The following is a 14,377-nucleotide window of genomic DNA, read 5'->3' as shown; positions in this document are numbered from 1 at the left end:
GGGCCGAGCCGTGTCACGGCGCGGACCGGGGTCAGGCGGCGCGGGCGGCGGTTCCCGCGTCCGCGTAGCCGGCCTCGGCGCGCACACGGTCGCAGCTGCGGCTGATCAGACGCGAGACGTGCATCTGGGAGATGCCGAGCTTCTCCGCTATCCGGCTCTGCGTCATGTCCTCGAAGAAGCGCAGGTACAGGATGGTCCGCTCGCGCTCCGGAAGCTTCCGCAGCCCCTGCTTGGCCGCCTCCCGGTCGGTGATGATGTCGTACGCGGTGTCGGGCGCCCCGAGCGTGTCGACGAGGCTGAAGCCGTCCGGGTCGGCGGAGGAGATCTCGGCGTCGAGCGACAGGGCGCTGTATCCCTCCATCGCCTGCATGCCGTCCCGCACCTCGTCCTCCGTCAGCCCCGCGTGCGCGGCGATGTCCGCGATGCTCGGCTCGGGGCCGCTGCCCGGCTGGTCGATGAGCTCGCGGCGGGCGGTGCGGACCTTGTTGCGCAGATCCTGGACGCGGCGCGGCACCCGCACGTCCCACATGCGGTCACGGAAGTGCCTGCGCAGTTCGCCCGTGATGGTGGGTACGGCATAGCTCTCGAAGGCCCCGCGGCCGGGCTCGTACCGGTTGACGGCCTTGACCAGGCCCATCGCGGCGACCTGCCGCAGGTCTTCGAGGCTCTCGCCCTTGTTGCGGTAGCGGGCGGCCAGCCGGTGTGCCATGGGCAGCCAGGCCTCGACGATCCGCTCGCACAGGGCCTCCCGCTCGGGCCCGTCGTCGAGCGTCGCGAGCCGGGTGAAATCCGCGGTGGTGTCCGGTGCGTCGTTGTGGGGGTGCCGGCCCGTCGTACGGCGACGGGCGGAGTATGCAGTGAGGTCCGTAGGCATCAGAATCGCTCCTCAACGGTGCCGCCAATAAATGACCGCGAGAAACGGGGCGCCCCAGTGACAGGCATCCACCGGGAGTGAACACACCGCTCCCGCGAACGCGCCTCCGGTCCGAAGCACGACGTTCGCCTGCCCTGCGCATGGGGGGTCAAACAGCCGTGTGAGCAAGGAATTCGGGGGTGAATACCTTCGAATGGGTGGGGCATACGGGACGCGGGGTGCGCAGCGCCGGAACGGCCGTCGGGCGCCCGCGACGCCGACCGGCCGCATTGGGGTGCGGCCGGTCGGTCTCCGGCTAGGTGCCGGCGAGGACCTCGCTGTCGAGGCGGCTCAGCATGTCGGCGGGATCCGCGTACACGGCCGAGGCGCCGGCCTCCTCCAGGTCGCTCCGGGGAATGCCTCCCGAGAGCAGCGCGACGCTGCGTACCCCCGCCCGGGACGCCGCCCGCATGTCCCACACCGTGTCGCCCACGAACAGCGCGTTTTCCGGGGCGCATTCGGCGATCTCCAGGGCGTGGTGGACGGGGTCGGGAGCCGGTTTGCCCGAGGACACGTCGTCCGCGCTCGCGATGCCGACGATGACGTCGTCGGCGTCGATGGCCCGGCGGAGCGCTTCGAGCTCCGAGCCGCCCGCCGAGGTCGCGAGGACGACGCGCCGGCCGCGGTCGTGCAGCGCGTGCAGCAGATCGCTCGCCCCTTCCAGCGCGGGCAGCCGGTTGAAGTACGTGCCGTACAGGGTGCTGTGCGCGGAACTGATCTCCTCGTCCTGGCCCGTGTCGCGGTCCTCACCGAGCAGATGGGCGATGAGGTCGGTCGAGCCGAGGCCGACGGCCCGGTGGATGTCGTGCATCGCGACCTGGTGTCCCGCTTGGCGGAACGCCTCCCACCAGGTCGTCACGTGCAGGTGGTTGGTGTCGGTCAGCGTTCCGTCGACATCGAACAGCGCCGCACGTCTCATCACTGCGTTCCTTTCTCTCGCTTGGTCACTCCGCTGATGACGAAGCCGCTGCGGGGCTTGGTCGGCACCCGGTTCAGGGGGATGCGCAGGTCCTGCTCGGGGACGTCGTGGTCGAGCCGCGCGAGGCGCGGGAGCAGGGTGCTGAGGACCGCGAGGGTGACGTCCTCGCCGGGGCAGCGGTGGCCCTGGGAGACCTCACCGCCGCCCTGCGGGACCAGTTCGTCGCGTCCGGGTTCGCGGCCGGTGAACCGCTCGGGGTCGAACGTGTACGGCGCGTCCCACAGTTCGGGGTCGTGGTTCTGCCCGTAGAGGTCGAGGAGGACCATGGTGCCCTCGGCGATGGGCTCGCCGTGCCATTCGATGTCGTCGGGGGCGAGGCCGGCGACGAACGGCGCGAACGGGTAGAAGCGCCGCACCTCGTGGGCGAACGCCCGCGCGTAGCCCTCGTCCCCCGCGGCCAGTCGCTTCCGGAGCGCCGGGTGCCGGTGCAGGGCGTGCGCCCCGAACACCGTGAACCAGGTGACGGCGACGGTCGGCCGGAGGATGTTGAGGAGCTCGACGGCGGCCGTGCGCGGTGCGAGCAGCTCGCCGTCGGCGTCACGGTGGAACGCCACGGCCGCCACCACGGAGTGCGGCTCCCCGGCCCCCTTCGACTTCGGCTTCGGCTTCGGCTTCGACATTGACGACTCTCCGCCCGCCGACCGGACGTCCTCGATCAGCCGGGCGAGGCGCGCCTCCTGACGCCGTCGGGCGGCGCGGGCCTTCCAGTGCCTCGGCCCCGCCGTGGCGAAGCCGTCGACCATCGCCACCAGGTCCCGGGCGGTCCGCCGCGACTCGTCGTCGGGATGCTCCGGAAGGGGGACGCCCGCCCATGCGCACACGGCACGCGTGATCAGGACGCTCACTTCGTCGAACAGCGTCACCTGGGGGCGGTCGGCCCACTCCTTGCAGGACCTCTCCCACTCGTCGGCGACGTGCCGCGCCAGTCCGGTGACACCCGCGGTGTCCTTGAGGACCGTCACGAAGAGATCCTTGCGCCGCCGGTGCTCCGCCCCGTCGAGGGTGTGCACCGCGCCCTTGCCGAAGAGTGTGGCCAGGATGGGTTCGGGCAGGGCTGTCCGACGGCGTACGTGGTCCTCGTCGTAGAAGAACCCGACGGCCGCGGGGCCGCGCAGCGCGATGGCCGGCTTGCCCAGCAAGCGGGTACGGACTGCGCCCGGGCCCCGGCGGCGGGTCAGGTCGGGGAGCCACGCGTAGCCCTGACTGAGCAGCGGCAGCGTGTTGTCCAGCATGGAGCCTCCTGGATGGAACCTGTCGATCACTGCTCACGGGTTCCCCGGTGTCGCCTTCGCGAATCAGGGCGAAAGGGGGCCAGATTCGCGAAGACGACATGGACGGGTCCGGTGAAGCGGGCACTTCACCCCGTTTCGGCCATGATGCGGAGGGGCACCCGGCGTACGGCCAAGATCGTGAAAGGAGGCCTCCCCCATGCGGGATCAGCAGACCACTCCGGGCACCGGCACTCCCGGGGAATCGCAGGGAGCGACCGAGCCGACCCCCGAGTTCCCCGCGCACAAGCAGGACCCGCCGGGCCTGGAAGCCGAGATGACACCGACGCCCCGCTATCGGGCCCCGCAGTACAAGGCGGCGGGAAAGCTGGCCGGGAAGGCCGCGCTCATCACCGGCGGCGACTCCGGCATCGGCCGGGCCGTCGCCGTCCTGTACGCCCGCGAGGGCGCCGACGTCGCCATCGTGTATCTGCCCGAGGAGCACCGCGACGCGGAGGAGACCCGGCGGGCCGTGGAGGCCGAGGGGCGCGCCTGTCTGCTCCTGCCGGGAGACCTGCGCGAGGCGGAGTTCTGCCGCGACGTGGTCGCCCGTACCGTGGCCGAGTTCGGCGGGCTCAACATCCTCGTGAACAACGCGGCGTACCTGAACAGCAAGCTGGAGCTGGAGCAGCTGACCGCCGACGACTGGGACCGGACGTTCAAGACGAACGTCTACGCGTGCTTCCACCTGGTCATGGCCGCCCTCCCGCACCTCGGCCAGGGTGACGCCATCATCGCGACGGCGACCGAGGAGGCACTCAAGGGCAGCAACACCATGATCGACTACGCGGCTTCGAAGGCCGCGCTGATCACCTTCATCAAGTCGATCGCCTCGCACCTGGCCCGCCGGGGCGTCCGCGCCAACGTCGTCGCGCCCGGCCCCACCTGGACCGTCCTCAACAACTCCGACCCGCACATGCCCAAGGAGGGGCTCGTCCACCTGGGCGACGAGACCCCGCTGGGCCGCCCCGCCCAGCCGGAGGAGCTCGCGCCCGCCTACGTGTACTTCGCGTCCGAGGCCGACTCCAGCTTCACCGTGGGCGAGGTGCTCGCCGTCACCGGCGGGGAGACCGACACCCGCTGACGCCCCCTTCCCCGACGCTCAGGCGCGCAGGCGGGCCGCTACCTCTTCGGCCGGTCCCGTGCGGTTCTGGGCCCGGTACAGCGCCAGCGCCTGCTGCCAGGCCTCCCGGGCGAGGTCGGGGCTGCCCATGGCGTGGTGGGTCTCGGCGAGGTTGGCGAGGGTGTCCGCCTCGTTCGAGGAGTCCTCGTACCCGCGGAACAGGGCCAGGGCGCGCCGGTAGTACGCGAGGGCCTGCTCGTGCCGACCGGTGTGGTGGGCGATGTAGCCGAGGCTGTCGAGCGTGGAGGAGGCGTCGATGGGGCGCGCGTGCTCCTCGTAGAGCCGCAGCGCCTGCTCGCAGTGGGTGCGCGCCTGCGGATAGCGGCCCAGCTGCGCGTACATCCAGCCGACGGCGTTGAGCTGGTTGGCCTGCCAGACGGGGTTGTCGAGGCGCTGGTAGAGGGCGAGGGCGCGCCGCGCGTGGTCCAGCGCGCGGGCGTCGTCGCCGTGCTGCTCCCAGACCCGCCCGAGGGTGCGGCAGATGTGTGCCTGGCCCGCGACGTCGTCGGCGTGTTCGGCCAAGGTGAGGGCCAGGCCCAGGTGCTCCAGGGCCTCGGCGTAGTCGCCGGTCAGGGAGCGGGCGTGGCCGTAGCGCCAATGTGCCAGGGCTCTGGCGGCGGGGCTTTCGCCGTGGTGTTCGGCCGCGGTCAGGGCGGCCCGCCAGAAGGTGAGGTACTCCGTGAGGTGGTATCCGGCCATGTGGTACGTGATCAGGCACCAGGCCAGACGCCACACCTGGGGATCGCGGCCGGTGGCCAGGGCGAGGGCCTGGACGGCGAGGAGACACGCGTGTTCCTCGTTGAACCACCGGAGCGCGGCCGTGGTGTCCGCCGGGTTCATCGGATCGCACCCGGGCGCCGGGGGCTCAAGGCGGAAGTCGAACGGGGTGTGCGGGCCGTCCAGGAGCCGGTTGGTCGCGTAGGCGGAGTGGACGTAGAAGTCGACGAGCCTGGTCAGGGCGGCTTCCCGGTCCTGGGCGGGTTGCCGTTGGGCGAGTTCGGCGGCGTACAGGCGCACCAGGTCGTGCATCCGGTAGCGGCCCGGGCGCTCCTGTCGCACCAGGTGGGCGGAGTCGAGCTCCATCAGCAGGGTCCGCGCCCTGCTCCGGGGAAGCGCGGCGAGGCTCGCCGCGGCGGCCAGGCCGATGTCGGGGCCGGGAGCCAGGCCGAGCAGGACGAACAGGTCGCCGGCCGCCGGGGAGAGGGCGCGGTGGGACGCGGCGAAGGCCGCGCGGAGGCTGGCCGTGAGGTCGCCGATGTCCAGCGCGTCGAGACGGTCGGCGGACCGGCTCAGCTCCGCGGCGAGGACGGTCAGCGGGAAGTCCGGGTGGGTGGCGGCGCGGGCGGCCACGACCCCGAGGGCCAGCGGCAGTCCCGCACAGTGGTCGATCAGCGCGGCCACGGAATCCGGTTCGGCCGCGACCCGGGACGCGCCGAGGTGGCTGGCCAGCAGATGGCGCGCCTCGTCCCGGCCGAGGATGTCGAGCGGCAGCAACCGGGCGCCGTGCGTCGCCGCCAGTGCGGTCAGCCGGTTGCGGCTGGTGATCAGGACGGTGCACGACGGGCTGCCGGGCAGCAGCGGGCGGACCTGGTCGGCGTCGCGGGCGTCGTCCATGAGGATCAGCATGCGCCGCCCGGCCACGAGGCTCCGGTACTGGGCGGCCTGCGCCTCCGGGTCTGCCGGAATGCTGTCCGGGTCGGCGTGCAGCGCGTCGAGCCACGCGCGTATCGCGAGGGCGGTCGGCATCGGCTGTTCGGCCGGGTCGAACCCGCGCAGGTTCACATACAGCTGGCCGTCCGGGAACCGGTGCGCGTTCTCGTGCGCCCAGCGCAGGGCCAGCCAGGTCTTGCCCAGGCCGCCGATGCCACCGATCGCCGAGATCACCACGGTCCTGCCCGGCCCCCCGTCCTCCGAGGCGTCCAGGGCCTGCGTGAGCTGGTCGAGTTCCTTGCCGCGGCCGGTGAACACCCCGGGCGGCGCGGGCAGTTGGCGGGGCACGGGCAGCGGGGTGGCAGCGGCGGGCGGCGAGTCCGGGTCCAGCGAGGCGTCGGCCGTGAGGATCCGCTGGTGCAGGTCCCGCAGGGCCGCACCGGGGTCCACGCCGAGCTCCTCCGCCAGCCGCTCCCGGGTGCGCCGGTAGTGGCCGAGGGCGTCGGCCGCCCGCCCGGATCCGTACAGAGCGAGCATCAGCTGACCGGCCAGCCGTTCGTCCAGCGGGTGCGCCTGCGCCGTCGCGGTCAGCTCGGCCAGCAGCTCCCCGTGACGGCCCCGGCTCAGCGCGACGTCGTTGCGGTCCAGCTCGGCGGCGAACAGTTCGCGTACGAGATTCTCGCGCAGCGCGCCGAACCAGGGCGTGTCCAGGGTGGCGAACGGCTCGCCCCGCCACAGACCGAGGGCTTCCTCGTAGAGGGCCAGGGCGTGCTCGCCGTCCTCGGCCGCCCTGGCCCGCGCCACCAGGCTCCGGAAGCGGTGCATGTCCACCGCTGATGCGTCGACGGTGAGGCGGTAGCCACCGGGCTCCTTCACGATCCGCGCGCCGGCGTCGTCGTCCTCGGCGTCCACGGCCCCGAGCAGGGCCTGCCGCAGGCGGGACAGGTAGCTGTAGAGGGTGGTGCGGAACCGCCGCGGAAGCCGGTCCGCCCAGACACGGTCGGCCAGTTGGTCCACCGAGACGGTGCGGTTGGCCTCGACCAGCAGCACCGCGAGCACAGAGCGCTGCCGCAGGTGACCGACGTCGATCTGCCGACCGTCCACCTGGACCTCGACATCACCGAGCACCGTGAACCGCGCCGCCACTGCCCGGACCTCCCGTCCCCACCGCCCGCGCTCTGCCACGGCTCGTTTTCGGCCGCTTCGCGGCCCAGCCTGACCGGGTGGTTCAAGGTCTGTCCAAGGATTGGCCACACTCGGCCGGAAAAAGTGGGGTGTGCGGCGCCCGTACGGGGGCGGGTGCCGCGTCGACCACCGAGGGCAGGGGCGGTGACCAGGGGCTACAGGCCCACGTCGCGGCTGCGGAAGTCCTCCAGGGACTCGCGGCGGACCAGCAGCCTCGCGCGGCCGTCGGCCACCGCGACCACGGGCGGGCGGCCCACCATGTTGTAGCCGGAGGCCATCGACAGGTGGTACGCACCGGCGACGGGCACGGCGAGCAGGTCGCCCGGGCGCACGTCGCCGGGCAGCGGAACATCCGAGGCGAGGACGTCACCCGCCTCGCAGTGCCGCCCGACGACCGTCGCCGGGGCGGACTCCGCCACGGAGCGCCGCCCGACCAGACGGGGCACATAGCGCACGCCGTAGAGGGCGGGCCGCGGGTTGTCGCTCATCCCGCCGTCCACGGCGACGAAGGTCTTGTCCCCGGTGCGCTTCACGGCGAGGACCCGGTAGAGCGCGACGCCGGCGGGGCCCGCGATGGCGCGCCCCGGTTCCACGATCAGGCGCGGCACGGGCAGGCCCGCCGCCGCGCAGCTCGCGGTCAGCTCGGCCCGCACCTTGCGGGCGAGCGCGGTGATGTCGAGCGCCTCCTCGCCGGGGCGGTACGCGATGCCGTGCCCGCCCCCGAGGTCCAGCTCGGGCAGGGTGACACCGTGCTGGTCCTCGATCCGGGCGAGCAGCCCGACCATGCGGCGCACCGCGGCGAGGAAGGGCTTCTCCGTGGTGATCTGCGAGCCCAGGTGGCAGTGCAGGCCCACCAGCTCCAGCGTCGGCTGGCCGAGGATGCGGGCCACCGCGTGCTGGGCGGAGCCGTCCGTGAGGGACAGGCCGAACTTCTGGTCGTCGGTGCCCGTACGGATCTTGGCGTGGCCGCCGGCCGCGATGCCCGGCACCACCCGGACCATCACCTTCTGCCGGCTGCCGGGCGGGACGGCCGCGGCCAGGCGCGCGATCTCCGACGCGCTGTCGATGACGATCCTGCCCACGCCGAGCCGGAGGGCGGCCCGCAGGTCGTGCGGGCTCTTCGCGTTGCCGTGCAGGACGATGCGGTCCGCGGGGAAGCCCGTGGTGACGGCGAGCTCCAGCTCACCGGCCGAGCAGACGTCGAGGCCCAGGCCCTCCTCGTCCATCCAGTGCGCCATGGCGCGGCACAGGAAGGCCTTCGCGGCGTAGAGGACTTCGGCGTCGGGGAAGGCCTGCCGGTACGTGCGGCAGCGGGTGCGTACGTCGTCCTCGTCGATGAGATACGTGGGGGTGCCGTAGCGCTCGGCGACGTCGGTGAGCGGCACGCCGCCGACGGCGAGGTCGCCGTGGGCGAGGCGTGTGGTGGAGGTGGGCCAGACGGACAGTTCTTCTGCAACCGGTGCCGGGGTCGGTACAGGCGCTGATGCCGGTGCCGGTGCCGGGAGCGGGGATTCGCGGAGTGTGGTCATGACAGCTTCTTTCGTCGTCTCGTCGCTTCGTCGTCTCGTCGCTTCGTCGTTTTCAGTCGTTACGTGCTGTCAGCGCGCCCACGAGGCTTTTCCGCGGGGCGGGGCCACGGCGGACGGCGATCGGCTGCGGCGGGCCGACGGGGTGCGCGGCGAGGCGCGGATCGACGGTGACTTCGCTGACGCCGAGCGGCTCGGCGAGGGACCGCAGCGCCGGTTCGGAGAGCCTGATCCAGGCCTGCCGGTGTCCGAGTGCGGCGCTCAGGCGGTGCGGAGACGTGAAGGCGACGGCGGTGCGCCCGCCGACGGGTGTGCGGAACAGGCGGGCCACGCAGCCCGCGGGTCCCGGCCGGACGGGGACGAAGAGCGGTCCGGCCGGGCCCGGTTCACAGGGCTCGGGGTCCTCGCCGCACGGGAGCTCGGCCATGGGTACCTCCAGTGGAGACAGCAGGGAAGCTGAGGAAGCGCCGCAGGTCCGTTCGGAGCGCCGCGGCACACGACGACGTTATGCCCGGCACGGGGTGCCAACCGACCGCTCATGACGCGACGTTGACGTATGTGTGTCCACCCCTGACGCGATGCTGGCGCCCGGCCCGTCCCGCTCATCAGGGCGACATCAAAGCGACGGAACGCTCTTGCGGTCCGTGCGTGCGGACCAGTTGGATGACCCACGGAGCGGGAGCCCGGCGCCGGGACAGCCGCCCCCGGTCGTGGCCCGGCCGTCGCCCGGCGCACCGTTTCACTCGAAGGTTTCACTCCGGAGGTGCCCCGATGATCCAGCTTCCCCCGCACCACCTGCCCGCCGTGCCCCGCTGGTTCGCTCCCGGGGCCCCCGGGCCCGCCGCCCTGGCCGAGCACGTCACGGCCACCGGTGTCGGCAGCTGGTGGGCCGACCGCGCCCTGGACCCGCGGGCCGTGGCGGTGTCGTGCGCGGGCCACGTGCTGCTGAGCGGTGACCCCGGCAGTGTCGCGCCGGGCCTGCTGGCTCCCTTCGCGCACAGCCATGTCGAGGCCCCGGTCCGTTTCCTGCCGGTCCTGGGCAGCGCCTTCGACCGCGTCGTACCGGACGAGCGCATGGTGTACATCCACCGCGAGCCGGTGGAGCCGCCCCGTCCGCCGCGGGGCGTGACCGTCCGCCGCCTGACGCCCGCGGACGCGGACGCGCTCGCCGCCCTCCCGGCCGACTCGTCCTGGATACATGACAGTTGGGGCGGGCCCGAGGGCCTCGCCGCCTCCGGGCACGGCTGGGCCGCGGTCGACCGCGACGGCCGGGTCGCAGCCGTGGCCTGCGGCTACTTCACCGGACAGGCGTACGAGGACGTGGCCGTGCTCACCACTCCCGAGCGCCGCCGTGAGCGCCTCGCCCTGGCCTGTGTCACCGCCCTGTGCGCGGACATCACCGCGCGCGGCCGGACCGCGAGCTGGTCCTGCGGGCGCGAGAACCGCCCCAGCCGCCTGCTGGCCTGGACGGCGGGCTTCCGGCTGCAGCGCGAGTACGTGCAGTACGTCACCGGAAAGCCCGCGGCCCGGCCCCGGCACGCCACGGAGGTGCCCGCCTGACGTGGCGAGTAATAGCCGTCCGCTCGTTCGAGATCAAGAGCGATCGGAAGAGGGCAAGGTCACAGCCTTTGGCGGCACCGCGTGCCATGGGTTGCGCCCTAGCATCGGGGCATGACGGTCCTGCCTGACGACGGGCTTTCCCTGGCCGCCGAGTTCCCTGATGCGACCCATGAGCAGTGGCACCGCCTTGTGGAAGGCGTGCTGCGCAAGTCGGGTAAGGACGTATCGGGCACGGCCGCAGAGGAAGCGCTGTCCACCACCCTTGAGGACGGGCTCACCACCCGCCCCCTGTACACCGCGCGCGACGCCGCGCCCGATGCCGGTTTCCCCGGTTTCGCCCCTTTTATCAGGGGTTCGGTTCCCGAGGGCACCGCCCCGGGCGGCTGGGACGTCCGGCAGCGGTATGCGAGCGCGGACCCCGCGCGCACCAATGAAGCGGTCCTCACCGACCTGGAGAACGGCGTCACCTCGCTCTGGCTGACGCTGGGCTCCGCCGGCCTCCCGGTCACCGGCCTGGAGCGGGCGCTCGACGGCGTCTACCTCGACCTGGTGCCCGTCGCGCTCGACGCGGGCAGCGAGTCCGTGCCTGCCGCACGGGAGTTGCTGCGCCTGTACGAGGCCGCGGGCGTCGCGGACGACGCGGTGCGCGGCACGCTCGGCGTCGACCCGCTCGGGCACGAGGCCCGCACCGGGGAGAAGAGCGCCTCCTTCGATGCGGTCGCCGAACTGGCCCGGCTGTGCGGGGAGCGCTACCCCGGCCTGCGCGCGCTGACCGTGGACGCGCTGCCGTACCACGAGGCGGGCGCCTCCGCCGCGCAGGAGCTCGGCGCCTCGCTCGCCACCGGTGTCGCGTACCTGCGCGCCCTGTACGAGAAGGGCCTCGACGTCGAAAAGGCCTTCGCGCAGCTGGAGTTCAGGTTCGCGGCCACCGCCGACCAGTTCCTCACCATCGCCAAGCTGCGCGCCGCGCGCCGCCTCTGGGCGCGCGTCGCCGAGGTGTCCGGGGTGCCGGGTGCCGGGGCGCAGCGGCAGCACGCGGTGACGTCGCCGGTGATGATGACCCGCCGCGACCCGTGGGTGAACATGCTGCGGACCACCGTGGCCTGCCTCGGCGCGGGCGTGGGCGGCGCGGACGCCGTCACGGTCCTGCCGTTCGACCACGAGCTCGGCCTGCCGGACGCGTTCGCCCGCCGCATCGCCCGCAACACGTCGACGATCCTCCTTGAGGAGTCGCACCTGGCGCGTGTCATCGACCCGGCGGGCGGCTCCTGGTACGTGGAGCGGCTCACCGACGAACTCGCCCACGTCGCCTGGGACTTCTTCAAGGAGATCGAGCGCGCGGACGGTCAGGCCGGGGCGCTCCGCTCCGGCCTGGTCGGCGACCGGATCGCCGCGACCTGGGCCGAGCGCAAGAAGAAGCTGGCCCGGCGCCGCGAACCGATCACGGGCGTCAGCGAGTTCCCGCTGCTCACGGAGCGCCCGGTCGAGCGCGAGCCCGCTCCCGCCGCCCCGTCCGGCGGTCTGCCCCGGGTGCGCCGCGACGAGGCGTACGAGGAGCTGCGCGGCCGCTCGGACGCGCACCTCGAAGCGACCGGTGCCCGGCCCAAGGTGTTCATCGCCGCGCTGGGACCCGCCGCCGCGCACACGGCACGCGCGACGTTCGCCGCCAACCTGTTCATGGCGGGCGGCGTCGAGCCGGTCCACGACCCGGTGTCGGTGGACGCGGAGACGGCCGCCGAGGCGTTCGCGGCGAGCGGCGCCACGGTCGCGTGCCTCTGCTCCAGTGACGCGCTCTACACCGAGCAGGCGGACGCGGTCGCGCGGGCCCTGAAGTCTGCGGGCGCGCTGCGGGTGTTCCTCGCGGGGCGCGGGGAGTTCGCCGGCATCGACGAGTACGTCTTCGCGGGCTGCGACGCGGTCGCGGTGCTCACCTCCACCCTCGACCGCATGGGAGTGGCGTAATGCGGATCCCCGAATTCGACGACATCGAACTGGGCGCGGGCGGCGGGCCGTCCGGCTCGGCGGAGCAGTGGCGCGCCGCCGTGAAGGAGTCCGTCGGCAAGTCCGAGTCCGACCTCCTGTGGGAGACGCCCGAGGGCATCGCGGTCAAGCCTCTGTACACGGGCGCCGACGTCGAGGGCCTCGACTTCCTGGCGACGTACCCGGGCGTGGCGCCGTATCTGCGCGGCCCCTATCCGACGATGTACGTGAACCAGCCGTGGACGATCCGGCAGTACGCGGGGTTCTCCACCGCCGAGGAGTCCAACGCCTTCTACCGCCGCAATCTCGCGGCAGGACAGAAGGGGCTCTCGGTCGCCTTCGACCTGCCCACGCACCGCGGGTACGACAGCGACCATCCGCGCGTCACCGGTGACGTCGGCATGGCGGGTGTGGCCATCGACTCCATCTACGACATGCGTCAGCTCTTCGACGGCATCCCGCTGGACAAGATGACGGTGTCGATGACGATGAACGGCGCGGTGCTGCCCGTCCTCGCGCTGTACATCGTGGCGGCCGAGGAGCAGGGCGTACCGCCGGAGAAGCTGGCCGGGACCATTCAGAACGACATCCTCAAGGAGTTCATGGTCCGCAACACCTACATCTATCCGCCGAAGCCCTCGATGCGGATCATCTCCGACATCTTCGCGTACACGTCGCAGAAGATGCCGCGCTACAACTCCATCTCGATCTCCGGCTATCACATCCAGGAGGCGGGTGCGACGGCCGACCTGGAGCTGGCGTACACGCTCGCCGACGGTGTGGAGTACCTGCGGGCCGGTCAGGAAGCGGGCCTGGACGTGGACGCGTTCGCGCCGCGGCTCTCCTTCTTCTGGGCGATCGGCATGAACTTCTTCATGGAGGTCGCCAAGCTGCGCGCGGCGCGCCTGCTGTGGGCGAAGCTCGTGAAGCAGTTCGACCCGAAGAACGCCAAGTCCCTTTCGCTGCGCACCCATTCGCAGACGTCGGGCTGGTCGCTGACCGCGCAGGACGTGTTCAACAACGTCACGCGTACGTGTGTCGAGGCGATGGCGGCGACGCAGGGCCACACGCAGTCCCTGCACACGAACGCCCTGGACGAGGCGCTCGCCCTGCCGACCGACTTCTCCGCGCGCATCGCCCGCAACACCCAGCTCCTGATCCAGCAGGAGTCGGGGACGACGCGGACGATCGACCCGTGGGGCGGCAGCGCGTACGTGGAGAAGCTGACGTACGACCTGGCACGCCGTGCCTGGCAGCACATCGAGGAGGTCGAGGCGGCGGGCGGCATGGCGCAGGCCATCGACGCGGGCATCCCGAAGCTGCGCGTCGAGGAGGCCGCGGCGCGCACCCAGGCCCGCATCGACTCAGGGCGCCAGCCGGTCATCGGCGTCAACAAGTACCGGGTGGAGACCGACGAGCAGATCGACGTCCTGAAGGTCGACAACTCCTCGGTGCGCAGCCAGCAGATCGCCAAGCTGAAGCGGCTGCGCGAGGAGCGCGACGAGGCGGCCTGCCAGGACGCGCTGCGCACGCTCACCGCGGCGGCCGAGCGCGGTCCCGGCCAGGGTCTTGAGGGCAACCTGCTGGCGCTCGCGGTCGACGCGGCCCGCGCGAAGGCCACGGTCGGTGAGATCTCCGACGCATTGGAGAGCGTGTACGGGCGGCACGCGGGCCAGATCCGTACGATCTCCGGTGTGTACCGCACCGAAGCAGGCCAGTCCCCGTCCGTCGAGCGGACGCGTGCCCTGGTGGACGCGTTCGACGAGTGCGAGGGGCGCAGGCCGCGCATCCTTGTCGCGAAGATGGGTCAGGACGGCCACGACCGCGGGCAGAAGGTGATCGCCTCGGCCTTCGCCGACCTGGGCTTCGACGTCGACGTCGGCCCGCTGTTCCAGACGCCTGCGGAGGTCGCGCGCCAGGCCGTCGAGGCGGACGTGCACATCGTCGGCGTCTCCTCGCTGGCCGCGGGGCACCTCACCCTCGTGCCGGCGCTGCGCGAGGAGCTGGCCGCCGAGGGCCGCGACGACATCATGATCGTCGTGGGCGGTGTCATCCCGCCGCAGGACGTCGAGGCGCTGCACGAGGCGGGCGCCACGGCGGTGTTCCCGCCCGGCACGGTGATCCCGGACGCGGCGCACGACCTGGTGAAGCGACTGGCGGCCGATCTCGGCCACGAACTGTGAGCCGGTGAGA

General features: G+C 72.5%; 10 protein-coding genes. 4 read left to right on the top strand and 6 right to left on the bottom strand.

Features of this window, described 5'->3' with window-relative positions:
- Positions 1-31: 31 nt before the first annotated feature.
- The 3 genes from AB0H82_RS04550 to AB0H82_RS04540 form a co-directional block, all read right to left on the bottom strand.
- Positions 32-874, bottom strand: coding sequence for a SigB/SigF/SigG family RNA polymerase sigma factor (locus tag AB0H82_RS04550; RefSeq protein WP_362988706.1), 843 nt, complete (start codon positions 872-874; stop codon positions 32-34).
- A gap of 295 nt (positions 875-1,169) precedes the next feature.
- Positions 1,170-1,832, bottom strand: coding sequence for an HAD family hydrolase (locus tag AB0H82_RS04545; protein WP_362988704.1), 663 nt, complete (start codon positions 1,830-1,832; stop codon positions 1,170-1,172).
- Positions 1,832-3,124 carry a cytochrome P450 gene (locus AB0H82_RS04540; protein ID WP_362988702.1) on the bottom strand — a complete coding sequence of 431 codons (1,293 nt, stop codon included), beginning with the start codon at positions 3,122-3,124 and terminating at the stop codon, positions 1,832-1,834. The genes AB0H82_RS04545 and AB0H82_RS04540 overlap by 1 nt, the downstream gene beginning before the upstream one ends.
- 196 nt (positions 3,125-3,320) lie before the next feature.
- Here AB0H82_RS04540 and AB0H82_RS04535 point away from each other — a divergent pair, with 196 nt between their 5' ends.
- Positions 3,321-4,244, top strand: a complete 924-nt coding sequence (locus AB0H82_RS04535) for an SDR family oxidoreductase (protein ID WP_362988700.1) — start codon at positions 3,321-3,323, stop codon at positions 4,242-4,244.
- A gap of 18 nt (positions 4,245-4,262) precedes the next feature.
- Here AB0H82_RS04535 and AB0H82_RS04530 read toward each other — a convergent pair whose 3' ends face one another.
- The 3 genes from AB0H82_RS04530 to AB0H82_RS04520 form a co-directional block, all read right to left on the bottom strand.
- On the bottom strand, positions 4,263-7,079 hold the full coding sequence (locus AB0H82_RS04530) for a BTAD domain-containing putative transcriptional regulator (RefSeq protein ID WP_362988698.1): 2,817 nt from the start codon (positions 7,077-7,079) through the stop codon (positions 4,263-4,265).
- Positions 7,080-7,273: 194 nt separating this feature from the next.
- Positions 7,274-8,647, bottom strand: coding sequence for a diaminopimelate decarboxylase (gene lysA, locus AB0H82_RS04525; RefSeq protein WP_362988696.1), 1,374 nt, complete (start codon positions 8,645-8,647; stop codon positions 7,274-7,276).
- A gap of 52 nt (positions 8,648-8,699) precedes the next feature.
- Entirely contained in the window at positions 8,700-9,071 is a 372-nt protein-coding gene (locus AB0H82_RS04520; RefSeq protein WP_362988694.1) for an SAV_915 family protein, read from the bottom strand.
- Positions 9,072-9,415: 344 nt separating this feature from the next.
- Between AB0H82_RS04520 and AB0H82_RS04515 the strand changes: the two genes are divergently transcribed.
- The 3 genes from AB0H82_RS04515 (at position 9,416) to scpA (ending at position 14,367) form a co-directional block, all read left to right on the top strand.
- On the top strand, positions 9,416-10,204 hold the full coding sequence (locus tag AB0H82_RS04515) for a GNAT family N-acetyltransferase (protein WP_362988692.1): 789 nt from the start codon (positions 9,416-9,418) through the stop codon (positions 10,202-10,204).
- A gap of 111 nt (positions 10,205-10,315) precedes the next feature.
- Positions 10,316-12,166 (top strand): methylmalonyl-CoA mutase small subunit, encoded by a 1,851-nt coding sequence (gene mutA, locus AB0H82_RS04510; RefSeq protein ID WP_362988690.1) that lies wholly within the window; start codon positions 10,316-10,318, stop codon positions 12,164-12,166.
- Positions 12,166-14,367: a methylmalonyl-CoA mutase gene (gene scpA, locus AB0H82_RS04505; RefSeq protein WP_362988688.1), complete on the top strand. Its 2,202-nt coding sequence runs from the start codon at positions 12,166-12,168 to the stop codon at positions 14,365-14,367. The genes mutA and scpA overlap by 1 nt, the downstream gene beginning before the upstream one ends.
- The last annotated feature ends 10 nt before the right edge of the window (positions 14,368-14,377 follow it).

Source organism: Streptomyces sp. NPDC050732 (assembly GCF_040654255.1).
In the GTDB taxonomy this organism is placed as follows: Bacteria; Actinomycetota; Actinomycetes; order Streptomycetales; family Streptomycetaceae; genus Streptomyces.
The sequence above is the reverse complement of the archived record's forward strand: the minus strand, read 5'-3'. Positions and strand labels throughout refer to the sequence as shown.

What these genes read in the sequence shown, in the direction of transcription:
- AB0H82_RS04550 (WP_362988706.1), bottom strand. Translation starts at nt 874, where the DNA reads ATGCCTACGGACCTCACTGCATACTCCGCCCGTCGCCGTACGACGGGC.
- AB0H82_RS04545 (WP_362988704.1), bottom strand. Translation starts at nt 1,832, where the DNA reads ATGAGACGTGCGGCGCTGTTCGATGTCGACGGAACGCTGACCGACACC.
- AB0H82_RS04540 (WP_362988702.1), bottom strand. Translation starts at nt 3,124, where the DNA reads ATGCTGGACAACACGCTGCCGCTGCTCAGTCAGGGCTACGCGTGGCTC.
- AB0H82_RS04535 (WP_362988700.1), top strand. Translation starts at nt 3,321, where the DNA reads ATGCGGGATCAGCAGACCACTCCGGGCACCGGCACTCCCGGGGAATCG.
- lysA (WP_362988696.1), bottom strand. Translation starts at nt 8,647, where the DNA reads ATGACCACACTCCGCGAATCCCCGCTCCCGGCACCGGCACCGGCATCA.
- AB0H82_RS04520 (WP_362988694.1), bottom strand. Translation starts at nt 9,071, where the DNA reads ATGGCCGAGCTCCCGTGCGGCGAGGACCCCGAGCCCTGTGAACCGGGC.
- AB0H82_RS04515 (WP_362988692.1), top strand. Translation starts at nt 9,416, where the DNA reads ATGATCCAGCTTCCCCCGCACCACCTGCCCGCCGTGCCCCGCTGGTTC.
- mutA (WP_362988690.1), top strand. Translation starts at nt 10,316, where the DNA reads ATGACGGTCCTGCCTGACGACGGGCTTTCCCTGGCCGCCGAGTTCCCT.
- scpA (WP_362988688.1), top strand. Translation starts at nt 12,166, where the DNA reads ATGCGGATCCCCGAATTCGACGACATCGAACTGGGCGCGGGCGGCGGG.